This window comes from uncultured Gemmiger sp., from assembly GCA_944388105.1.
Taxonomy (GTDB): Bacteria; Bacillota; Clostridia; order Oscillospirales; family Ruminococcaceae; genus Gemmiger.
The window spans coordinates 1-21,821 of sequence record CALXHN010000001.1; the positions used below are offsets into that span (position 1 = coordinate 1).

19 protein-coding genes are annotated in these 21,821 nt (G+C 59.6%); 10 read left to right on the forward strand and 9 right to left on the reverse strand.

Features of this window, described 5'->3' with window-relative positions; genetic code table 11:
* On the reverse strand, nt 1–413 hold a 413-nt coding region (locus Q0K17_RS00005), incomplete at its 3' end, for an IMP dehydrogenase (RefSeq protein WP_294538261.1).
* Nucleotides 414–727: 314 nt separating this feature from the next.
* On the opposite strand from Q0K17_RS00005, the gene trxA reads away from it, so the two are divergent.
* A complete protein-coding gene (gene trxA / locus Q0K17_RS00010; RefSeq protein WP_294538263.1) occupies nt 728–1,033 on the forward strand; it encodes a thioredoxin in 306 nt (101 codons plus the stop codon).
* A 51-nt stretch (nt 1,034–1,084) separates the two neighbouring features.
* On the opposite strand, the gene Q0K17_RS00015 is transcribed toward trxA, so the two are convergent.
* Nucleotides 1,085–1,747 (reverse strand): Crp/Fnr family transcriptional regulator, encoded by a 663-nt coding sequence (locus Q0K17_RS00015; protein WP_294538266.1) that lies wholly within the window; start codon nt 1,745–1,747, stop codon nt 1,085–1,087.
* A gap of 86 nt (nt 1,748–1,833) precedes the next feature.
* Here Q0K17_RS00015 and Q0K17_RS00020 point away from each other — a divergent pair, with 86 nt between their 5' ends.
* The 8 genes from Q0K17_RS00020 (at nt 1,834) to Q0K17_RS00055 (ending at nt 10,518) form a co-directional block, all read left to right on the forward strand.
* A complete protein-coding gene (locus tag Q0K17_RS00020; protein ID WP_294538269.1) occupies nt 1,834–2,496 on the forward strand; it encodes a cytochrome c biogenesis protein CcdA in 663 nt (220 codons plus the stop codon).
* 13 nt (nt 2,497–2,509) lie between these two features.
* Entirely contained in the window at nt 2,510–3,151 is a 642-nt protein-coding gene (locus Q0K17_RS00025) for a TlpA disulfide reductase family protein (protein ID WP_294538272.1), read from the forward strand.
* A gap of 374 nt (nt 3,152–3,525) precedes the next feature.
* On the forward strand, nt 3,526–5,478 hold the full coding sequence (locus tag Q0K17_RS00030) for a peptide ABC transporter substrate-binding protein (RefSeq protein WP_294538275.1): 1,953 nt from the start codon (nt 3,526–3,528) through the stop codon (nt 5,476–5,478).
* Nucleotides 5,479–5,652: 174 nt separating this feature from the next.
* Nucleotides 5,653–6,603, forward strand: a complete 951-nt coding sequence (locus Q0K17_RS00035) for an ABC transporter permease (protein WP_294538279.1) — start codon at nt 5,653–5,655, stop codon at nt 6,601–6,603.
* Complete coding sequence (locus Q0K17_RS00040; RefSeq protein ID WP_294538282.1) at nt 6,603–7,631, forward strand: ABC transporter permease; 1,029 nt, start codon at nt 6,603–6,605, stop codon at nt 7,629–7,631. The genes Q0K17_RS00035 and Q0K17_RS00040 overlap by 1 nt, the downstream gene beginning before the upstream one ends.
* 13 nt (nt 7,632–7,644) lie before the next feature.
* Entirely contained in the window at nt 7,645–8,718 is a 1,074-nt protein-coding gene (locus Q0K17_RS00045; RefSeq protein WP_294538284.1) for an ABC transporter ATP-binding protein, read from the forward strand.
* Nucleotides 8,711–9,655 (forward strand): ATP-binding cassette domain-containing protein, encoded by a 945-nt coding sequence (locus Q0K17_RS00050; RefSeq protein ID WP_294538287.1) that lies wholly within the window; start codon nt 8,711–8,713, stop codon nt 9,653–9,655. Before Q0K17_RS00045 ends, Q0K17_RS00050 begins: the two co-directional genes overlap by 8 nt.
* Before the next feature lie 23 nt (nt 9,656–9,678).
* Nucleotides 9,679–10,518 (forward strand): SH3 domain-containing C40 family peptidase, encoded by an 840-nt coding sequence (locus Q0K17_RS00055; RefSeq protein WP_294538289.1) that lies wholly within the window; start codon nt 9,679–9,681, stop codon nt 10,516–10,518.
* 101 nt (nt 10,519–10,619) lie between these two features.
* Here the strand turns inward: Q0K17_RS00055 and Q0K17_RS00060 are convergent, their stop codons facing one another.
* The 5 genes from Q0K17_RS00060 to Q0K17_RS00080 form a co-directional block, all read right to left on the reverse strand.
* On the reverse strand, nt 10,620–12,767 hold the full coding sequence (locus Q0K17_RS00060; RefSeq protein WP_294538291.1) for a polyribonucleotide nucleotidyltransferase: 2,148 nt from the start codon (nt 12,765–12,767) through the stop codon (nt 10,620–10,622).
* Nucleotides 12,768–12,974: 207 nt separating this feature from the next.
* Nucleotides 12,975–13,247, reverse strand: coding sequence for a 30S ribosomal protein S15 (rpsO, locus tag Q0K17_RS00065; protein ID WP_113998887.1), 273 nt, complete (start codon nt 13,245–13,247; stop codon nt 12,975–12,977).
* Nucleotides 13,248–13,421: 174 nt separating this feature from the next.
* Nucleotides 13,422–14,219 (reverse strand): glycosyltransferase, encoded by a 798-nt coding sequence (locus tag Q0K17_RS00070; protein ID WP_294538294.1) that lies wholly within the window; start codon nt 14,217–14,219, stop codon nt 13,422–13,424.
* Entirely contained in the window at nt 14,216–15,163 is a 948-nt protein-coding gene (gene metA / locus Q0K17_RS00075) for a homoserine O-succinyltransferase (RefSeq protein WP_294538296.1), read from the reverse strand. The genes Q0K17_RS00070 and metA overlap by 4 nt, the downstream gene beginning before the upstream one ends.
* Before the next feature lie 22 nt (nt 15,164–15,185).
* The gene (locus Q0K17_RS00080) at nt 15,186–16,475 is read right to left on the reverse strand and encodes an O-acetylhomoserine aminocarboxypropyltransferase/cysteine synthase family protein (RefSeq protein ID WP_294538298.1); all 1,290 of its coding nucleotides are present in this window, start codon (nt 16,473–16,475) and stop codon (nt 15,186–15,188) included.
* A gap of 351 nt (nt 16,476–16,826) precedes the next feature.
* Here Q0K17_RS00080 and clpB point away from each other — a divergent pair, with 351 nt between their 5' ends.
* Nucleotides 16,827–19,436, forward strand: a complete 2,610-nt coding sequence (gene clpB / locus Q0K17_RS00085) for an ATP-dependent chaperone ClpB (protein WP_294538300.1) — start codon at nt 16,827–16,829, stop codon at nt 19,434–19,436.
* A 78-nt stretch (nt 19,437–19,514) separates the two neighbouring features.
* Here clpB and Q0K17_RS00090 read toward each other — a convergent pair whose 3' ends face one another.
* Entirely contained in the window at nt 19,515–21,113 is a 1,599-nt protein-coding gene (locus tag Q0K17_RS00090) for a hypothetical protein (RefSeq protein ID WP_294538302.1), read from the reverse strand.
* A complete protein-coding gene (locus tag Q0K17_RS00095) occupies nt 21,067–21,819 on the reverse strand; it encodes an ABC transporter ATP-binding protein (protein ID WP_294538305.1) in 753 nt (250 codons plus the stop codon). The genes Q0K17_RS00090 and Q0K17_RS00095 overlap by 47 nt, the downstream gene beginning before the upstream one ends.
* Between the last annotated feature and the right edge of the window lie 2 nt (nt 21,820–21,821).

The window sequence follows — 21,821 nt, forward strand, 5'->3', positions numbered from 1 at the left end:
CCGTCGGCGGTGATGGCCACGGTGGAATGGCCGGTGCGGGTCTTCAGGTCCAGCACGTCGGCCAGGGTGGCTTCGGGAGGCAGATTGGAGTCGCTGGTCACAAAGCCCTTCTTGTAGGCCTTGACCCGGCGCACCATATCGGCTTCCTCCTGGATGGTCTGGGAACCGTAGATGAAGGAAACACCGCCCTGCTTGGCCAGCGCGATGGCCAGCTTTTCACCGGAGACAGACTGCATGATGGCGGAAACCATCGGGATGTTCATTTCCAGCGGGCATTCTTCCTCGCCTTTGCGGTACTTGACCAGCGGGGTGCGCAGGCTCACCGCATTGGGCACACATTCGGAAGAGGAATACCCCGGCACCAGCAGATATTCACCAAACGTGCGGGACGGTTCAGAAAAATAGTACGCCATAAACACTCTCCTTAACAGTTCACAAAAACCAATATACTTTCGGTCCCGCCGCCGTGCCCGGGGCCCGGTGACGGGCGGGTCTATGCTTACCCTCGATTGTACCACATCTGTGGACAAAATACAAAATTTTGCGGCAAAAATCTTTTTGGACGCCCCGAATAAAAAGTTGTGAAATATGCCGGGGATACAAATGCCAAGGTATGACTTTCTTCTTTGGTGACATAGTTACGGAAGAATTGAAAAAATGGGGGTATGATAGTACCATACTGAAAGGGGAAACCCAAACACCACACAAAAAACGGAGGTTATTGACCATGTCTGTTCTTCATATCACGACCGCTACTTTTGAAAACGAAGTGCTGCACAGCGACAAGCCCGTCCTGCTGGACTTCTGGGCCAGCTGGTGCGGTCCCTGCCGTATGGTGGGCCCCATCCTGGATGAGATCGCCGCCGAGCGCAGCGACATCAAGGTCTGCAAGATCAACGTGGACGAACAGCCGGCTCTGGCCTCGCAGTTCGGCGTCATGAGCATCCCCACCCTGGTTGTCGTCAAGAATGGCCAGGAGGTCAACCGGTCCGTGGGCGCCATGCCCAAGGCCCGCATCCTCGCTCTGCTGTAATCAAGCCCGCAAAAGCACGTTCCGCTTCGGCGGGGCGTGCTTTCTGTGTTTTCAGTCGTCCCCCCGCAGCGCCCGCAGCTTGTCCGTGTCGGTCAGTTCCACCGTCCCGCGGGACAGCTTCACCATGCCTTCGCTCTGGAAATACCGCAGCATCCGGGTGACCACCTCCCGGGCGGTGCCCAGGTGATTGGCGATCTTCTCGTGGGTGAGCTTCAGCGCGGTGGTGCCGTCCAGTTCGCTTTCCTCCAGCAGGAATCCGGCCAGCCGCCGGTCGAAACTGCGGAACATGACCTGCTCCATCAGCCACATCACATCCGAAAGCCGGGTGCTCATGATCTCGTTGGTGTAGTTGGCCACGGCGGCCGATTCCTTCATCACCGATTTATACACGTCGGGGGGAATGATGTACATCTCGCTGTCCTTTTCCGCCTCGATGGTCACATCAAACTGGATGCTGGGCATCATGCAGGAAGCCGCCAGCAGGCAGGCATCCCGCTCAAACAGGCGGTAGAGAGTGATCTCCCGCCCTTCTTCCGAAAGATAGTACGCCCGCAGCTGGCCGCTGCGCACCACCAGATATCCCAGACAGTCCGCCGCGCCGTCGTGCACGATGGTGCCCTGGGGGGCTTTGCGCAGCACGGCAGCCCCGCGCAGGGTCTGCTGCTGGGCAGGGGTCAGCTGATCCCATACCGGGAACAAGGTTTCAAACGGCAATGCCGTCACCTCCTTACTACCTGCCAGTATAGCCAAAAACCACAGCCCCGTCAAATCTCATTTCTGCACAGAAAGGAACCTTTCCGATGCAATACCTCATCTCTTTCCTGGAAGGCATCATCACCTTTGTTTCTCCCTGCCTTCTGCCCATGCTTCCCATCTACGTATCCTACTTTGCCGGAGGTCAGCGCAGCATGCGCAAGACTCTCACCGGCGCCCTTGGCTTTGTGCTGGGCTTCACCATGGTCTTTGTGGCCATGGGGGCCCTGGCCGGCACGGTGGGCGGCTTCCTCAAGTCCCACCAGACTGCCGTCAACCTGGTCTCCGGTGTGGTGGTCATCCTCTTCGGTCTGAATTTCCTGGGGGTGCTGCGGGTGCAGCTGTTCCGGGGCGGGATGGCCGGCGGTACCTCTGTGCGCACCCCGGGCTTTTTCTCCTCGGTGCTCTTTGGGCTGATCTTCTCTCTGGGATGGACGCCCTGCGTGGGGGCTTTCCTGGGCTCGGCCCTGCTGCTGGCTTCCCAGCAGGGGAGCGTCTGGACGGGCGTTTTGCTGCTGCTGACCTACTCCCTGGGGCTGGGCGTGCCCTTTGTGGCCAGCGCCCTTCTCATTGACGAACTCAAATCTGCCTTTGACTGGATCAAACGCCATTATACCGTCATCAACCGCATCAGCGGCGGGTTCCTGGTGCTGGTGGGCCTGCTCATGGCCACCGGACTGCTGGGCCGCATGCTGGCGCTTCTGAGCTGAAAGGGGAGAACAGATGAACAAAAAAATCATTCTGCTGGTGGGAGTTGCCGCCTTCGCTTTGCTGATCACGGGGGCCTCTCTGTTATATAAGGATCTGAGCAATGGCCGGACCCCGGATGATCTTCTGGTCAGTCAGGCGACTCCGGTCCCGGCGGAAAACCCGGAAGCAACCTCCGAACAGGCAGCTTCCGATACTGAAGACGGGGAAGAGGCGGCCTCCCAGGCGGCTCCGGACTTCACCGTCTATGATGCGGAAGGCAACGCTGTAAAGCTTTCTGACTTTGCAGGCAAGCCGGTGGTGGTCAACTTCTGGGCCAGCTGGTGCGGCCCCTGCCAGAGTGAGATGGACGACTTCCAGCAGGCATACGATGAGCTGGGAGAGGACGTGCAGTTCCTCATGGTCAACATGACCGACGGCTCCCGGGAAACGGTAAGCACCGCCGGAGACTTTGTGGCCGAAAAAGGCTATACCTTCCCGGTGTACTTTGACACCGACCAGGATGCCGCCCTGACCTATTCGGTCTACTCGCTGCCCTCCACCTACCTCATTGACGCGGAGGGCAATGTGGTGGCCCGGGCGGTGGGGGCCATCAATCGGGAGACCCTGCAGACCGGCATTGACATGATCTATCCTGCCCAGACGGCCGCCGAATGACCCGCTGGACCAATCAGTGAATACGCCCGGAAACACTTCGTCTGTTTCCGGGTGCTTTTTTGTATCTGGAGGACCTGCATGGAAAAAATCGGCAAAACAGCAGCAATATTCTGTATTTTTATGCAAAATAAACATTACGGCAGGGGCCGAAATCTTGACATTCATCTACCTTTTTGTTATACTAGGGCCAATCAATTTTCCGCAAAGACGCGCCGAGGATCGACGGGCCCGAGGCGTTTTTCAAGGGCAAACAGTGTCCACATTGGTGTGGGCTTGTTTGCTTTTTGTCTTATTTGGGGAAAATCGGGCGGAATACCCTGTCTGCCCGTCATTACGGCCCGAAAGGACCGAGAGAAGGAAAGTGAGTGAGCCCTATGAACACGACGAAGAAGCTGATCAGTCTGGCGCTGTCTGGTGCCATGTGCGTGTCGCTGGCAGCCTGCGGCGGCAACGGCACCAGCACCACCGCTGAGGGGGCGGCCGTTTACCGGGAGCTGTACTCCAGCGAAGTGACCACCCTGAATTACCTGACCACCAGCCAGACCAATGAGTACGCCATCGGCGCCAACGTGGTGGACTGCCTGGTGGAGTATGACTCCTACGGCAACATCATTCCCTCTCTGGCCGAAAGCTGGGAGAGCAACGACGATATGACCGAGTGGACCTTCCACATCCGGCAGGGCGTCAAGTGGGTGGACAAGGACGGCAACGAGGTGGCCGATGTGACCGCCAACGACTGGGTATCCACCGCACAGTATGTCAACGATGCCCGCAACGCCGCTGATAACCAGTACATGTACTCCACCGGTGCGGTGGTGCACAACGCCCAGGCTTACTACGACTACACCGCCTACCTGCTGACCCTGGAGACCCTGGGGCTGGCCACCGGCGAAAATGCCGTGGACGATGCCGGCGATCCCATCGAAGTGGTGGACCCGGTGGAGGCCGACAGCATCGGTGTCAAGGCTGTGGATGACTACACCCTGGTTTACACGCTGGACCAGCCCTGCCCCTTCTTCCTCAGCGTCCTGTCCTATACCTCCTACATGCCGGTGTACGGACCTTTCCTGGAAGAGTGCGGCGACCAGTTCGGCCTGGACAACGAAAACCTGTTGTACAACGGTGCCTACATCCTGTCCAGCTACCTGCCCCAGCAGGAGCGCGTGCTGACCAAGAACCAGTCTTACTGGGACAAGGACAATGTCTTCATTGACGAGATCCGCCAGACCTACAACGCCGAAGCCATCAACGTCAGCGTGTCCATGTATCAGGCGGATGAGAGCGACTACGCTGCCGTGCCTTCCGATCTGCTGGACGCCATGCTGGCCGATGAGAGCACCGCCAACCTGGTCCATGGCTCCCGTCCGGACGTTTCCTTCAGCTACTTCTACAGCTTCAACTTTGACCCGCAGTTTGACGAACAGTATGAGCCGGAGAACTGGAAGCTGGCCGTCAACAACGAAAACTTCCGCAAGGCCGTCATGGCGGCGCTGGACCGTGTCAAGGCCCTGACTGTCAGCGAGCCCTACAATCCCTCCGACCTGATGAACAACACCATCACCCCCGCCAACTTTGCTGTGGGCGGCGGCAAGGATTTCACCCAGTATGATGCGCTGCTGTCTTACACCCAGGGTGACAGCTTCGACGAAGCCAAGGCTATTGAATACCGTGACGCCGCCAAGGCGGAGCTGACCGCCGAAGGCGCCACCTTCCCCATCAAGGTCCTCATGCCCTACAACCCCAGCACCACCAACTGGGACAAGGAATGCCAGGTCGTGGAGCAGCAGATCGAAGGCGTTCTGGGGTCCGACTTCATTGACATCATCGTGCAGGCCGGCCCCGAGACCGGTTTCCTGTCCGCAGTGCGCCGCGGCGGCGACTACGCCCTGATGAAGTGCAACTGGGGCGCCGACTACGCCGATCCCCAGACCTGGACCGAGCCCTTTGTGGCCGACAACAGCTACGGCTTCTGGGATCTGAGCGAAGACCCCGAGACCCAGGCTCTGTTCGCCGCATACAGCGCCAAGGTGGAAGAGGCCGAGGCCATCTATGATGACGATGCCGCCCGCTACACCGCCTTTGCCGAAGCCGAGGCCATGCTGATCGACCATGCCATCGCCATTCCCTTCAGCGTTTCTTCCGGCGACGGGTACGTCATCTGCGACCTGAACCCCATGGAAGGGGAGTACGCTCCCTACGGTGTGGCCCTGCAGCGTTACAAGTACCAGCACCTGTATGACACTTCCATGAGCATGGACGAGTTCGAGACCGCTTACAAAGAGTGGGAAGAAGCCCGCGCCCAGGCCATTGCCACCTCGGAAGAATAAGCAGGCAGTACCCAAAAGATTTCAAAACCGCCATACCCGCCGCGCCGGTGCAGTTTGTGCCGGCGCGGCGCGTGCGGTTTTGCGGCGGGGCCCGTGTTCCGGCACGGACCCCGCCGCAAGGCCGTAAAACGCCGGGTATAAGGATAATTTACAAAGGGAAAGGGGAAGGACCCATTGGCCAAGTACATGCTCAAGCGTGTGCTGCACGCGCTGGTGACTTTGTGTATTGTCATCGTCATCGTCTTTGTGCTGCTGCGCCAGATGCCGATTGAGGGCTACTTCAACAATTTCGACAAACTCAGCGACGCCCAGATCAAAGCCGGACTGCAGCAGCTGGGGCTGACCCAGCCGCTGCCCAAGCAGGTGCTGAATTATTTTGTGCAGATCCTGCAGGGCAATCTGGGAATCTCCAACAAATACCGGGAGGGCTACTCCATCGCCAAGATCATTGCCCAGAAAGCTCCCATCTCCATTGAGATCGGCCTGATCAGCTTTGTGGTCTCGCTGGTGGTGGGCATGCCGTTGGGCATTCTCATGGCCCGGTCCACCCGTACCCGCTTCAAGGTGTGGGACAAGATCGGTACCGTGCTCATCGTGGTTGTGCAGGCAGTGCCCTCGGCAGTCTACCACCTGCTCATCCAGCTGTACGGCAGTGAAATGCTGGGCGTTTCCATGCTGTTCAACACCCGCAATCTGGAAACCTGGATCCTGCCCATCTTCTCCCTTTCCATCGGCAACATTGCCTATTACGCCATGTGGCTGCGCCGGTATATGGTGGATGAATCCAACAAGGACTATATCCGTCTGGCCCGGGCCAAGGGTGTACCGGCGGCCCGCATCAGCCGCAATCATGTTTTCCGCAACGCGGTAGTGCCGCTGGTGCAGTACATCCCCAACTCCATCCTGTTCACCCTTATGGGCTCCCTGTATGTAGAAAGCCTGTACTCCATTCCGGGCATGGGCGGTCTGCTGGTGCAGGTCATCAAGCTGCAGGACAACACCATGGTGCAGGCGCTGGTCCTGATCTACGCCGCCGTGTCGGTGCTGGGGCTGCTCTTCGGTGATATCTTAATGGCCCTGGTTGATCCTCGGATCAGTTTCACCGGAAAGGAGGGGGCACGCTGATGACATTCCGCAGAATGAAAGCCGAACAGCTGGAAACAGCGCTGAACAAGGATCTGGCAAAGCAGACCGACCCCACCGCCGCCTACGCGGACCTGCCGGAGGACGAACTCTTCACCCCCGCCGATTTCGATCATTCCCGCGCCGAACGCGGCGGTTACTCCAACTACTCCTACTGGGGCGCCACCCTGCGTTCCTTCTTCAAGAACAAGGTGGCTGTATTTTTCCTCTGTGTTATTGCGGTGGTGCTGCTGTTCACTTTTATCCAGCCGCTGCTGCCCAACCAGCACGATCCCAAAACCATCAACAACGACCCTCTCACCGGCGTGCAGATCATCAACCGCGCCCCGGATTCGGAGTTCTGGTTCGGCACCAACTCCATCGGGCAGGACCTGTGGGCCCGTACTTGGGCTGGCACCCGCACCTCTCTGGGCATCGGGCTGGCCGTCGCCTGCTTTGAGGCGCTTTTCGGCACCCTCATCGGTGTTCTGTGGGGGTATGTGCGCAAGCTGGATACCTTCTTTACGGAACTCTATAATATCTTCGACAACATCCCCCAGACCCTGGTGCTGATCCTGGTTTCTTACATCATGAACCCCGGCGTGGGCACCATCATCTTTGCGCTGTGCCTGACCGGCTGGCTGGACATGGCCCGGTTCATCCGCAACCAGATCGTCATCATCCGTGACCGGGACTACAACCTGGCTTCCCGGTGCCTGGGCACCACCACCGGCCGCATTGTCACCAAGAACCTGCTGCCGTACCTGGTGTCGGTCATTGCCCTGCGCATGTCTCTGGCCATCCCTTCGGCCATCGGCAATGAGGTCTTTGTCACCTACATCGGCATCGGCCTGCCCACCGATATCCCTTCTCTGGGCAACCTGGTCCAGGCGGGCCGTCTGCTCATGAGCCAGCCCAGTCTGCGGTATCAGCTTCTGTTCCCCACGGCGGTACTGGCCATCATCACCATCAGCCTGTATGTGGTGGGCAACGCCTTTGCAGATGCCGCCGATCCCAAAAACCATGTGTAAGGAGGACGCGAACATGGAAAAAAATGATTCGGTCCTTCTTTCCATCCAGGACCTCAACTTCAAGTTCACCCTGCGCGGGCAGGTGCTTCACGCCATCCGGGGCATCTCCCTGGATGTGTACAAGGGCGAGAGTCTGGCCATTGTAGGGGAGTCCGGCTCCGGCAAGAGCGTGCTGGTCAAGACCCTCATGGGGCTGAACGACCAGAACGGCTACATCGAGAGCGGCAAGATCCTGTACAACGGCCAGGACCTGGCAACCTTCACCACCGACAAACAGTGGCAGGCCATCCGCGGCCGGGAAATCGCCATGGTCCTGCAGGACCCCATGACCAGCCTGAACCCGCTGAAAACCATCGGCTGGCAGATCAAGGAAGCCCTGGAACTGCACCAGAACCTGCACGGCGCCGCAGCAGATGCGGCGGTATGTGAGCTGCTGGCGGAAGTGGGCATCCCTGACCCGCAGCGTCGGGCCAAACAGTACCCCCATGAATTTTCCGGCGGCATGCGTCAGCGGGTGGTCATCGCCATCGCCATGGCCTGCCGTCCCAAGATCCTCATCTGCGACGAGCCCACCACTGCCCTGGATGTGACCATTCAGGCCCAGATTCTGGGGCTCATCAAGCAGATGCAGAAGAAGTATGACCTGACCACCATCTACATCACCCATGACCTGGGTGTGGTGGCCAATGTGGCCGACCGTATTGCGGTCATGTATGCCGGTGACATTGTGGAAGTAGGCAGCTGCGCCGAAGTCTTTTACGATCCCCGTCACCCCTACACCTGGGCATTGCTCTCCAGCCTGCCCCAGCTGGGTGTGAAGGGCGAACCCCTCTATTCCATCGAGGGCACCCCGCCCAACCTCTTCCACGAGGTCCGTGGCGATGCCTTTGCCCCCCGCAACCCCCAGGCCCTGAAGATCGACTTCGTCAAGCGTCCGCCCATGTTTGCGGTCAGTCCCACCCATTCGGCCCGCACCTGGCTGCTGGACCCCCGGGCTCCTAAGGTGGAGCCGCCGGAGCACATCCGGGTCCTGCGGGAAAAGGGCCGTGCACTGAAACTCACCGGGGAGGGGACCGCCAATGCCTGATACACGGAAAAAACTGCTGGAACTGGACCATGTACGGGTCCAGTTCGGCAAAAAGCGCCGTCCTTTTGTGGCGGTGAAGGATGTTTCCTTTGACATCTACCAGGGCGAGACCTTCGGCCTGGTAGGGGAGTCCGGTTCCGGCAAGACCACCATCGGTCGGGCCATCATCCGGGCCAATCCGGTGGCAGCCGGGGAGATCCGCTTTGACGGACGCCGTATTTCCGGCAAACTGTCGGCCCAGGAGGACCGTCAGGTCACCCGGGATATCCAGATGATCTTCCAGGACCCCATGAGCTCCTTGAACGAGAGAGCCAAGGTGGGGTACATCGTGGCCGAAGGCCTGTATGCTCCCGGCCATCACCTCACCGAGGACCAGCGCCGGGAGAAGGTGGCCAAGGCCCTTTCGGACGTGGGCTTGCTGCCGGAGTTTGCCTCCCGGTTCCCCCACGAATTCTCCGGCGGCCAGCGCCAGCGCATCGGTATTGCCCGGGCTCTCATCATGGAGCCCCGGTTCATTGTGGCCGATGAGCCCATCTCTGCCCTGGATATGTCCATCCGGGCCCAAGTGCTCAACCTGCTGTCTGCCTTGCAGAAGGAGCGCGGCCTGACCTATCTGTTCATCGCCCATGATCTGTCGGTGGTGCGGTTCATCTGCGACCGCATTGCTGTTATCCACAAAGGCGATATTGTGGAACTGGCCGAGAGTGAGCAGCTCTTTGCCCATCCGCTGCACCCCTACACCCGGGCCCTGCTGTCGGCTATTCCCCAGCCGGACCCTATTGCGGAACGCAGCAAGAAATTGCTGGTGTATGACCCGGCCTGCCATGACTACACCCAGGACAAGCCGGTCTGGTGTGAGATCGAACCCGGCCATTTTGTGTTGGGCAACCAGAAGGAACTGGACGGCTACCGGGAATCCCTGGCCAAGGCCCACTGACCTTTTCAGACAAGGAGCGTGCTATGAAAGCCATTATCAACCGTGCCCTCTGCCCTCTGTATGAAGAGGCAGACACCTGTGCCGCTGCCCCGCAGGAAGCCTGTGTCACCGACGAAGCCCTGCTGGGGATGCCGGTGGAAATCACCGGGGAAGCGGACGATTTGGGCCGTCTGCCCATCAAGACCTTCTACGGATACACCGGACGGGTGGATGCGGATGCGCTGACCCAGGGGCAGGCCGCCGAGGCGTTCCTGGCGCTGCCGCAGAAGATCGTGCTGCACAAGAATTTTGTGGACGTTCTTTCCCAGCCCAAGGTGCAGGGCGCCTATGTGATGACCGGTATTCCCCGGGGCGGACGGCTGGCCCTGTGCGGAGAACCGGAGGATGGCTGGCAGAAGGTCCAGTTGCCCGACGGCCGCCAGGGGTATGTGTGTGCCAGTGCGCTGGATACCCTGTGGCAGAGCCCCTGCGCCGATACCCACCGGGAACTGCGCAAAGCCCTGACCGCCGCTGCCCGCCTGTATGCCGGAACCCAGTACCGCTGGGGCGGCAAAAGCCCCTTGGGCATTGACTGCTCGGGACTTTGCAGCATGGCGTATCTGCTGTGCGGCATCGTCATCTGGCGGGATGCCCAGATCAAGGAAGGCTATCCCATCCATGAGATCCCGCTTTCGGAGATCCGTGCCGGGGACCTGCTCTACTTCCCGGGCCATGTGGCCATGTACCTGGGCGGCGGGGAATACATCCACTCCACCGGTCGGGCAGGGGACAATGGTGTGACCATCAACAGCCTGTATCCGGAGGCGCCCAATTACCGGGCCGACCTGCCGGACCAGATCACCGCCGTGGGCAGCTACTTCTGAGCAATGCCCCTTCATAGACCTCTATAAAAGAAATCACCCCCGAACAGCCAGGATGCTGTCGGGGGTGGTTTTTCTTTATTCAGTGGCGGTTTTTGGCCAGATTACTGCTGCTTCTGCTGTTCGGCACGCTTCTTGGCGATGGCAGCCACAGCGTCCTTGCGGGACAGGTTGATGCGGCCCTGCTGGTCAATGTCGGTGACCATGACATAGATGGGATCGCCCACGGCCACAACATCCTCCACGTGCTCCACGCGGTGATCGTCCAGCTTGGAGATGTGGACCAGGCCTTCCTTGCCCGGAGCAATCTCTACGAAAGCGCCGAAGTTCATCAGGCGGGTCACACGGCCCTTGTAGATGGCACCCACCTCGGGGTCTTCCACAATGGTCTTGATGGTGGCAATGGCGCGCTTGGCGTCGTCCAGATCCACAGCGGAGATGAAGACGTGGCCGTCCTCCTCAATGTCGATCTTGCAGTTGAAGTTGGCGCACATTTCCTGAATGACCTTGCCGCCCTTGCCGATGACGTCCTTGATCTTGTCCACGGGGATCTGCATGCTGAACATCTTGGGAGCATACTTGGACAGTTCCTTGCGGGGCTCGGCAATGCAGGGCTTGATGATCTCGTCCAGGATGTACAGACGGCCCTTGCGGCACTTCTCCAGCGCTTCCTCCACGATCTCATAGGTCAGGCCGTCGATCTTGATGTCCATCTGGATGGCGGTGATGCCCCGGCGGGTGCCGCCCACCTTGAAGTCCATGTCGCCGTGGAAGTCTTCCACGCCCTGGATGTCCAGCATGGTCATCCAGCGGTCGCCCTCGGTGATCAGGCCGCAGGAGATGCCGGCCACGGGGGCCTTGATGGGCACACCGGCATCCATCAGGGCCAGAGTGGAACCACAGATGGAAGCCTGAGAGGTAGAACCGTTGGAGGACATGATCTCGGACACGCAGCGGATGGTGTAGGGGAACTCCTCCATGGAGGGCAGAACCGGAATCAGAGCCCGTTCCGCCAGAGCGCCGTGGCCGATCTCACGGCGGCCGGGGCTGCGGGGAGCGCGGGCCTCACCGGTAGAGTACGGCGGCATGTTGTAGTGATGGATGTAGCGCTTGGTGGGGGTGTCGCCCAGGTCGTCCATGGTCTGGGCATCCCGGGTGGAGCCCAGGGTGCAGATGGTCAGGCTCTGGGTCTGGCCGCGGGTGAACAGGCCGGAGCCATGCACGCGGGGCAGGATGCCCACTTCGGCAGCCAGGGGGCGGATCTCGTTAATGCCGCGGCCATCCACACGCTTGCCTTCATCCAGCAGCCAGCGGCGGACCACATACTTCTGCATCTTGTAGCTGATGAGGTCCAGGGTGGAAGCATCCAGGTCGGGATGTTCCTCGGCAATCTTGTCCATGATGGGCAGCAGGGCGGCGTCGCGGACGTTCTTGTCGTCGGTATCCATGGCGGCCTTGAACTCGTCCAGATGAGCGGCACTGATCTCCTTCAGCAGATCGTAGTCCAGCTCCACGGGGGTGAATTCGATCTTCGGCTTGCCGATCTCGGCCACGATGCTGTTGATGAAGGTCAGCATCTTCTTGATCTCGGCATGGCCGGTCTTGATGGCTTCCATCATGGTGGCTTCGTCCACCTCGTTGGCGCCGGCCTCGATCATGACGATCTTGTCCATGCTGGCGGCCAGGGTCAGGGACAGGTCGCTGACTTCACGCTGGGCCTTGGTGGGGTTCAGCACGATTTCGCCATCCACCAGACCCACGGCTACACCGGCGATGGGGCCCTTCCAGGGAATATCGGACATGGCGATGGCCAGAGAGGCACCGTTCATGCCGGCGATCTCGGCGGAGTTGTCCGGATCCAGGCTCATGACGGTCATGGTCACGCAGACGTCGTTGCGCATCTCTTTGGGGAAGAGAGGGCGGATGGGACGGTCCACCACACGGCTGGACAGAATGGCGTGTTCACCGGGGCGGCCCTCGCGGCGCATGAAGCTGCCGGGAATGCGGCCGGCGGCGTACAGCTTCTCTTCAAACTCCACACTCAGGGGGAAGAAGTCGATGCCATCCCGGGGCTTTTCGCTCATGGTGACGTTGCACAGCACGCAGGTCTCACCGTAGCGGATCATTGCGCTGCCGTTGGCCAGACCGCACAGCTTGCCGGTCTCGACCACGAACGGACGTCCCGCAAAGGTGGTCTCGAACTTGCGGTAGTTGGGGAAGGTTTCTTTGCGGGAAGAAAATTCCAGTGCCATAGTGTTTTCTCCTTCATGGATATATTTCCAAGGCGCCTGTGCTTTGAGCAATAAATCCAGTGCCGCTCCGCCGGGGGCGCGGCGTTCGATTTACTGCACAAACCACGGTGTGCCAAAGTCCTGGGGGAAACGAAAAGGGGATAGGAGTAAAAAATAATAAAAAAAGGCAAGGCGCATGTTGGTGCGCCCTGCCCGTTTTGCCAAGAATTACTTGCGCAGGCCCAGTTCAGCGATCAGGGCGCGGTAACGGTTGATGTCCTTCTTCTGCAGATAGGCCAGCAGGTTACGGCGGCGGCCGACCATCTTGAACAGACCACGACGGCTATGGTTGTCGTTCTTGTTGGTCTTCAGGTGCTCAGTCAGGTGGTTGATGCGCGCAGTCAGCAGCGCGACCTGGACTTCCGGAGAACCGGTGTCACCCTCGTGGATGGCGGCTTTGGCGATGATGGGCTGCTTTTCAATGGCAGACTTCTGGCTCATGGGAAAATACCTCTCTTTCAATAATTGGCCGTCGGCACAGCAGCGGGCAACAAGGCGTCCCCAATCTGGGGCATACACCCGGAACCGAACCGCGGTAACGGTAGTAATTATACCATACAGCGCCAGTCTTGGCAAGCGCTTTTTGGGCTGCCGCAGGGCAAAAGAAAAATCTTTTCACACCTTGCCGTGTCTGCAGCCCCATTTGCGGAAATACCGGCCCATGCTCACCAGCTGCATCTTGAACTTGCCGGCATCCCGCATGGGGGCCCGATGCCAGGCGTGCACCGCTTTGAACTGGGGCAGCAGATAGACCTGTCCGCACTGCAGGGCTTTCTGGGTCAGGTCGGCGTCCTCCACATACATGAAGTACTCCGGGTCAAACCCGCCGATTTTTTTGAATATATCGGTGCGCAGGGCGGCAAAACTGCCGGTGCAGAATTCAATGGGGCGGGCCACACTCAGGTCCTCATCCTGCATGGTGTAATGTTCGTTGGCTTTGGCGAAAACACTGTCGGGCATCCGGTCGGCCAGCTGGCGGGCCAGCAGCAGCCAGGGGGTGGGTTTGCGCCGGGGCAGGTTCTGGATGCGCCCGTCGGGAAAATACAGCTGAGGCGTTGCCATGACCACTCCGGGGTGGTCCAGCAGCCAGACAGCCATGCCGGTGAGAACATCGTCCTGCAAGAGTACGTCCGGGTTCAGGATGAAATGAACTTCACTGTTCAGGTCCTCCATCACCGAATTGTGCCCCCGGCCGAATCCAACGTTTTTGGGCAAGCAGCGCACGGTCACCCGTTCATCCCCGAAGTCCTCCTCGGCCAGTTTCCCGCCGCAGCCGTCAGGGCTGGCGTTATCCACCACAAACAGCCGGAAATCCGGGGAAGCGGTGTGGGCCAGAACGCTGCGCACAGCGGCGCAGACTTCTTCATAATCACAATACGCCACAATGCAGGCGCTGATCTTCGGCCCGCTCATGGGTGGTCCGCCCGGTGGTCACCCAGCGCCTCCAGGTTGCCCAGATCATAGGGGGTGTTCTGGTACACATAGTAGTTCAGCCAGTTGGTGTACAAAAGGTACCCGTGGGCCCGCCAGCGGAAGATGGGGTCCCGGCTGGGATCGTCGTCCGGATAGTAGTTCACCGGCACATGGATATCCCGTCCGGCGGCCACATCCCGGCGATACTCGGCGTCCAGGGTGTACTTGTCGTATTCCGGATGGCCGATCACAAAGATCTGCCGTCCCGACTCGGTGGAAAGCAGCATAGGTCCGGCCACGTCGCTCTCCGCCAGGATGCGCAGGTCGGGGCAGGCGTCAATGTCCGCCCGGTTCAGTCCGGCCCAGCGGCTGTGAGGGGCATAGAACACCTCGTCAAAGCCGCGCACCAGCGGGTTGGAAGGCCGGGTCACATGGTGTTCGAACACACCAAACATCTTTTCGGGCAGATGCACCTTGCGCACCCCGAAATGATAATACAACCCGGCCAGAGCACCCCAGCACAGATGGATGGTGGAAAAGACGTTTTCCTTGCTGTAATCCATGATCCGGCACAGCTCGTCCCAGTAGTCCACCTGGGTATAGTCCATATCCTCCAAAGGTGCACCGGTGATGATCAGTCCGTCAAAGCGCTGGTCCTGGATCTCATCAAAGGTCTTGTAAAAGGCCTGCATGTGCTCCTGCGGGGTGTGGGTGGGATTGTGGGTGGCCGTCTGCAAAAAGGTCAGCTGGACCTGCAGGGGGCTGTTGGCCAGCAGGCGGGCCAGCTGGGTCTCGGTGACGATCTTGGTAGGCATCAGATTCAGGATCAGGATGCGCAGAGGACGGATGTCCTGCCCGCGGGCCCGTTCCTTGTGCATCACAAAGACGTTCTCCCGGGAAAGTTCCGTGTAGGCGGGCAGGTCACGGGGAATGATAAGCGGCATGGGGCCAAACTCCCTTTAACAATCAGATTTTATCCAGCGCCTGGGCAATGTCGGCAATCAGATCGGCCTTGTCCTCCAGGCCGCAGCTCATACGCACCAGGTCGGGGCGCACGCCGGCGGCGGCCAGCTGTTCGTCGTTCATCTGGCGGTGGGTGGTGCTCGCGGGATGCAGGCAGCAGGTGCGGGCGTCGGCCACATGGGTCTCGATGGCAGCAATCTTCAGATGGCCCATGAAGGCGGCGGCAGCGTCGCGGCCGCCCTTGATGCCGAAGCTGACCACGCCGCAGGAACCGTTGGGCAGGTATTTCTGGGCACGCTCGTAGTATTTGTTTCCGGGCAGGCCGCAGTAATCCACATAGGCCACCTTCGGATGGCTGGCCAGGAACTCGGCCACAGCCTGACCGTTCTCGCAATGGCGGGCCATGCGCACATGCAGGCTCTCCAGGCCCAGGTTGAGCATGTAGGCGTTGATGGGGCTCTGCACACAGCCGAAGTCACGCATGAGCTGGGCAGTGGCCTTGGTGATGAAGGCACCTTCCTTGCCGAAGCGCTCGGCATAGGTGATGCCGTGATAGCTCTCGTCGGGGGTGGTCAGGCCGGGGAACTTGTCGGCGTGGGACATCCAGTCGAAGTTGCCGCTGTCCACCACGGCACCGCCCACGCAGCCGCCGTGACCGTCCATGTACTTGGTGGTGGAGTGGGTGACGATGTCGGCGCCCCACTCGATGGGACGGCAGTTGACGGGGGTGGGGAAGGTGTTGTCCACGATCAGGGGCACGCCGTGGGCGTGGGCCGCCTTGGCAAAGCGCTCAATGTCCAGCACAGTCAGGGCAGGGTTGGCGATGGTTTCGCCGAAGACGGCCTTGGTGTTGGGACGGAAGGCTGCTTCCAGTTCCTCGTCGGTGCAGTCCGGATCCACGAAGGTGGCTTCAATGCCCATCTTGGCCATGGTGACCGAGATCAGGTTGAAGGTGCCGCCGTAGATGGAGCTGGAAGCCACGATGTGATCTCCGGCGTTGCAGATGTTGAACAGCGCAAAGAAGTTGGCGGCCTGACCGGAGCTGGTCAGCATGGCAGCGGTGCCGCCTTCCAGTTCGGCGATCTTGGCGGCCACATGGTCGCAGGTGGGGTTCTGCAGGCGGGAATAGAAGTAGCCGCTGGCCTCCAGGTCGAACAGCTTGCCCATCTCGTCCGAGGTGTCGTATTTAAAGGTAGTGCTCTGGATGATGGGGATCTGGCGGGGTTCACCGTTGCCCGGTGTGTAACCGCCCTGCACACAGATGGTATTGATGGAACGTTTTTCCTTTTCCATAATAAGGTAGCCTCCCTCTATGCCGGCGCTTTGTGGCGCTGTACAAATTCTTTGCTTTTTATTGTACCGTGTTGTGCCTTGTTTTGCAAGGTTTGGGATCAAATCGACAAAAAGAGGTGTTCACAAATAATTTTCAATTTACCCCGTTGACAATCCAACAGGATGTGCTACAATATTAGCAGTCGATGGTTGAGAGTGCTAATAAAAAGCTGGCGCTGACCTGACGGGTGGATTCCACCGGGGAAAGTATGGCGAAAAAGCAACCGCAGCCCTGTCGGGTCGGAACGGACAGCACTCAGAACTGTCGTTTGCTAATATAGATACAAGCAAGCTGTGAAGGAGGTTTGCCGTATGAACATGAATCAATGTACCCAAAAGACCATTCAGGCCATCCAGGCCGCACAGCGTCTGGCGGTGGAATATCAGAATCAGGCCATCGAGCAGGAGCATCTGCTTGCCGCTTTGTGCCAGCAGGATGACGGCCTGATCCCTCAGCTTCTGACCAAGATGGGGGTGGAACCGGGCAATTTCCTGGCTGCCGCCACCGAGAAGGTCGCCGCCCTGCCCCATGTGACCGGCAGCGGCCGTGACCCCGAAAAGGTATATATTTCCAATGACCTGGACCGCGCCTTCAACGCGGCGGAAGACCAGGCCAAACAGATGAAGGATGAATACATCAGCGTGGAGCATATCTTCCTGGGTATCCTCCAGCGCCCGGGCCGTGCCGCGTCGGAACTGTTCCGGCAGTTCGGCATCACCCAGGAGAAGTTCATGACCCAGCTGTCCACCGTCCGTGGCAACCAGCGGGTCACCAGCGATGATCCCGAAGCTACCTACAACGCCCTGCAGAAGTACGGCCAGGACCTGGTGGACATGGCCCGCAAGAACAAGCTGGACCCGGTCATCGGCCGTGATACCGAGATCCGCAACGTGATCCGGATTCTGTCCCGTAAGCGCAAGAACAACCCTGTACTGATCGGTGAAGCCGGCGTGGGCAAGACCGCCATTGCCGAGGGTCTGGCCCAGCGGATCGTGCGCGGTGATGTGCCCGAAAACCTGAAGGACCGTACCATTTTCAGCCTGGATATGGGTGCGCTGGTGGCCGGTGCCAAGTACCGCGGCGAGTTTGAGGAACGTCTGAAGAGCGTTCTGAACGAAGTCAAGAAGTCCGAAGGCAAGATCATCCTGTTCATTGATGAGCTGCACACCATTGTGGGTGCCGGCAAGACCGACGGTGCCATGGACGCGGGCAACCTGCTCAAGCCCATGCTGGCCCGGGGCGAGCTGCACTGCATCGGTGCCACGACCCTGGATGAATACCGGGAATATATCGAGAAGGACCCCGCCCTGGAACGCCGTTTCCAGCCTGTCATGGTGGAAGAACCCACCGTGGAGGATACCATCTCCATCCTGCGTGGCCTGAAGGAACGGTATGAGGTGTACCACGGCGTCAAGATCCAGGACGCTGCCCTCATCGCGGCCGCCACCCTGTCCGACCGTTACATCAGCGACCGTTTCCTGCCCGATAAGGCCATCGACCTGGTGGATGAAGCCTGTGCCATGGTCAAGACCGAGCTGGATTCCATGCCGGCGGAACTGGACGACCTGCAGCACCACATCACCCAGCTGCAGATCGAGGAGGCCAGCCTGAAGAAGGAGACCGACGAACTGTCCCACCAGCGTCTGGATGCCCTGGAAAAGGAACTGGCCGAACTGCGTGACAGCTTCAACTCCAAGAAAGCCCAGTGGGAGAACGAGAAGAACGCCATCAACAAGGTGCAGAGTCTGCGTGCCGAGGTGGAGTCTGTGAAGGCCGACATCGAGAAGGCTACCCGTCAGGGTGACTACGCCAAAGCCGGTGAGCTGCAGTACGGCAAACTGCCTCAGCTGCAGCGTGACCTGGAAAGCGAAGAGAAGATCGCCGCCGAGAAGAAGGAACAGAGCCTGCTGCGGGATCGTGTCACCGACGAGGAGATCGCCCGCATCGTGGCCCGCTGGACCGGCATCCCGGTAGAAAAACTGGTGGAAGGCGAGCGGGAGAAGCTGCTGCGTCTGCCCGAAGTGCTCCATCAGCGGGTCATCGGCCAGGATGAAGCGGTGCAGAAGGTTTCGGACGCTATCCTGCGTTCCCGTGCCGGCATTGCCAACCCGGGCCGTCCCATCGGCAGCTTCCTCTTCCTGGGCCCCACGGGCGTGGGCAAGACCGAGCTGGCCAAGGCGCTGGCACAGGCCCTGTTCGATGATGAGAAGAACCTCATCCGTATCGACATGACCGAATATATGGAGAAGTTCAGCGTGTCCCGTCTGATCGGTGCTCCTCCGGGATATGTGGGCTATGAAGAAGGCGGTCAGCTGACCGAGGCCGTCCGCCGCCATCCCTACAGCGTGGTGCTGTTTGATGAGGTGGAAAAGGCCCACCCGGATGTGTTCAACATCCTGCTGCAGGTGCTGGATGACGGCCGTATCACCGACAGCCAGGGCCGCACCGTGGACTTCAAGAACACCATCCTGATCCTGACCTCCAACCTGGGCTCCGATATCATCCTGGAAGACCTGGAAGAGGGTCGTGCCCAGGGCCGCAACGAGATTTCCGCCGAAGCCCGGGAGAAGATTGACGCTTTGCTCAAGCGGCAGTTCCGTCCCGAGTTCCTCAACCGTCTGGACGACACGGTCATCTACAAGAGCCTGACCAAGCAGGAGATCGGCGGCATCGTGGACCTGATGCTCAACGACCTGCGCAAGCGTCTGGCCGACAAGCAGCTGAACCTGAAGGTCACCGATGCGGCCAAGGATGCCATCATCGACGGCGGCTACGACCCGATCTACGGCGCCCGTCCCCTGAAGCGGTATATCCAGTCCCATGTGGAGACCATGCTGGCCAAACAGATCATCGGCGGTGCCAATCAGGCCGGCGATACCCTCACCGTGGATGCCGAAAACGGCAACCTGGTACTGCGCTGATCGCCCCCTTGACGCCTGACAGCTGAATCATAAACACAAGCCCCTGGCTTGCCGATTGATGGCAGGCCGGGGGCTTTTTCATTGGATCTTTTGCAGGTCTGTATGCAGGCATTGACGCCACAGAAACAGGGTGAGCAATGCCGCAAGCAGGCATAAACCGGTATAGACGACAGAATGGGGAAATATCACCAGCAATAACCAGGGGATGCCGGCGGAGATCAGCCCGTTCAGCAGGGACAGCAAGGTGGCGGTGCTCTGCTTGACGACCTCGGTCTCGTTTTTGGCCTGCAGTTTCGGGAAAGCCAGGTCAATTCGCAGGGCTGCCACGGCACCGTATACGCAGTAGACGGCGGGGACAAGAGTCAGCCAGAGCAGATCGGGGCCTTGCGGATGCAGGGCCAGCGTCCCGCCGATAACTGCAATAAGCCAGCAGGGAAACGCCACGGTCAGATTCAGCAGAACTTTGGCAAGCAGAAGGTCACGGGTACGCACCGGCAACGTGCGGATCAGCGGCCATTGCGCTCCTTCCAGGGAGATGGCACAGGAGGTCACCGGCATTAAAATGGCCAGCAGTCCCAGCACAAGGGGAAGATACCGGATGATGACGGCGGAGGTCAGTCCCATGGTACGGCCGAATTGGTCACCGCTCAACAGAAGCATCAGGGGAATGGCTGCCATCAGGCAGTACCCGATGGCCGTGTTGGAAAACCAGGTCATACAGGTGGTGTAGCGGCGTACTTCCCGCAGATACAGGGCAGTGAGAGGTGTATGAACCGAGGTCTTCCGGTTTGCGCGCCGCCTGCCGGCAGCGGCGTTCAGGGCGTTGCAAAGGGCGTCATATCGCCGGACGATGATGGCGACAGCCAGTCCGGCGGGCAGCAGGGCGGTCAAACTCAGCCGCAGCAGGGCGGAACCGGAGCCGGAACCGCCGGAGAGGATCTGACTGAACCAGGCAGCAGGCGGATAACGGGAGGCGGATGCCGTGAGAAGGGGTTTCATAGTCAGGAGCAGTGCTGTGGGATCGTTGGGGGTCATTGATGTGCTGTCGAATTGGAAGGACAGGCTCATGGCCACCACCAGATACAACACCAGGATCAGGGTGGCTATGAGCGGTTTGTATCGCAGGCGCCGCACAAAGAGGGCGGATAAAACACTGGGAATACAGGCAACTGTCAGGCAGGGGAGCGGTGCCAGCAGGAGCCCCCACAGAAAAGCAGCCCAGAAAAGGATATCCGGCTGTACGGCCATGGCGTATACCACCATTCCCGGAACCAGACAAAGAGCGCACAGCGCCAGATATACCAGATACAGTGCCAGCAGCCGGCTCAGCGGCAGTGCTCTGTGCGGGATGGGAAGGGTGGAGATCTGGTCATGAAAAGTGTGGCTGAACAAGAAGTTGCCGATGTTCAGAACTCCCAGCAGCAGCGTCAGGGCGGAGGCCATGGTGTACAGAAAGCCGGGAAGGGCTTCCCCGAACCCAAGAAGGAGCATTCCCCAGGCCAGGAAGAGCAGATACCCCACGGCCATTATGGCCAACAGCCCCCATACAAAAGCGTTGATCAGCCAACGGCGCTTTTCTTTGGAATCCCGGGTGTGCGCAAACTCATTCCAGCCGCCCAGGCGGTACAAATCAAGCTTCAGCAGCAGGGCCAGACCCCGCAGTGTCGGTTTCGCCATGGCGTACCACCTCCATAAAGGTTTCTTCCAGAGTCTTGCCGCCGGTAAGAACGGCGGTCTCTCCGGCAGCCACCAGATGTCCCTGCCGGATGATGGCTACCTTGTTGCACAGCCGTTCCGCCACATCCAGCACATGGGTGGAAAAGAAGACGGCGCCGCCCTGTCTGCACAAGGTGTGCATAAGGCCTTTCAGCGTCACCACCGCTTCCGGGTCCAACCCCACAAAAGGCTCGTCCAGAATCAGGAGCCGCGGTTCGTGGATCAGGGCGCCAAGAATGGCCAGCTTCTGTTTCATTCCGTGGGAATAAGCGGAGGTCAGTTCCCCCAGCACATCGGAAATCCCGAAGGTGGATGCCAGTTCCTCCGTGCGCCGGATACGGTCAGCACGGGAAACTTCAAATACATCTGCGACAAAGTTCAGGTACTGCTGTCCGGTAAGATACGGGTACAGCAGGGGATCGTCCGACAGATAGGCAAAGGCTCGCTTGCAGGCAAGCGGGTCCTGGCGGATGGAAACCCCGTCAATACGGATGTCGCCTTGTTCGAATGGCAGAAGTCCGACAGCCGCTTTGATGGTGGTGGTTTTACCGGCGCCGTTGTGACCGATGAAACCGTATATGTCCCCGGGGGCTACATGCAGATTCAGGTCCTGCACGGCGGTCTTGCCGCCCGGGTAAATCTTGGTCAGATGTTCGATGGTCAGCATGA

Excerpts from the sequence above, each read along its gene's own strand:
- trxA (WP_294538263.1), top strand. The coding sequence starts at position 728 with ATGTCTGTTCTTCATATCACGACCGCTACTTTTGAAAACGAAGTGCTG.
- Q0K17_RS00020 (WP_294538269.1), top strand. The coding sequence starts at position 1,834 with ATGCAATACCTCATCTCTTTCCTGGAAGGCATCATCACCTTTGTTTCT.
- Q0K17_RS00025 (WP_294538272.1), top strand. The coding sequence starts at position 2,510 with ATGAACAAAAAAATCATTCTGCTGGTGGGAGTTGCCGCCTTCGCTTTG.
- Q0K17_RS00030 (WP_294538275.1), top strand. The coding sequence starts at position 3,526 with ATGAACACGACGAAGAAGCTGATCAGTCTGGCGCTGTCTGGTGCCATG.
- Q0K17_RS00040 (WP_294538282.1), top strand. The coding sequence starts at position 6,603 with ATGACATTCCGCAGAATGAAAGCCGAACAGCTGGAAACAGCGCTGAAC.
- Q0K17_RS00045 (WP_294538284.1), top strand. The coding sequence starts at position 7,645 with ATGGAAAAAAATGATTCGGTCCTTCTTTCCATCCAGGACCTCAACTTC.
- Q0K17_RS00050 (WP_294538287.1), top strand. The coding sequence starts at position 8,711 with ATGCCTGATACACGGAAAAAACTGCTGGAACTGGACCATGTACGGGTC.
- Q0K17_RS00055 (WP_294538289.1), top strand. The coding sequence starts at position 9,679 with ATGAAAGCCATTATCAACCGTGCCCTCTGCCCTCTGTATGAAGAGGCA.
- Q0K17_RS00060 (WP_294538291.1), bottom strand. The coding sequence starts at position 12,767 with ATGGCACTGGAATTTTCTTCCCGCAAAGAAACCTTCCCCAACTACCGC.
- rpsO (WP_113998887.1), bottom strand. The coding sequence starts at position 13,247 with ATGAGCCAGAAGTCTGCCATTGAAAAGCAGCCCATCATCGCCAAAGCC.
- Q0K17_RS00070 (WP_294538294.1), bottom strand. The coding sequence starts at position 14,219 with ATGAGCGGGCCGAAGATCAGCGCCTGCATTGTGGCGTATTGTGATTAT.
- metA (WP_294538296.1), bottom strand. The coding sequence starts at position 15,163 with ATGCCGCTTATCATTCCCCGTGACCTGCCCGCCTACACGGAACTTTCC.
- Q0K17_RS00080 (WP_294538298.1), bottom strand. The coding sequence starts at position 16,475 with ATGGAAAAGGAAAAACGTTCCATCAATACCATCTGTGTGCAGGGCGGT.
- clpB (WP_294538300.1), top strand. The coding sequence starts at position 16,827 with ATGAACATGAATCAATGTACCCAAAAGACCATTCAGGCCATCCAGGCC.
- Q0K17_RS00090 (WP_294538302.1), bottom strand. The coding sequence starts at position 21,113 with ATGGCGAAACCGACACTGCGGGGTCTGGCCCTGCTGCTGAAGCTTGAT.
- Q0K17_RS00095 (WP_294538305.1), bottom strand. The coding sequence starts at position 21,819 with ATGCTGACCATCGAACATCTGACCAAGATTTACCCGGGCGGCAAGACC.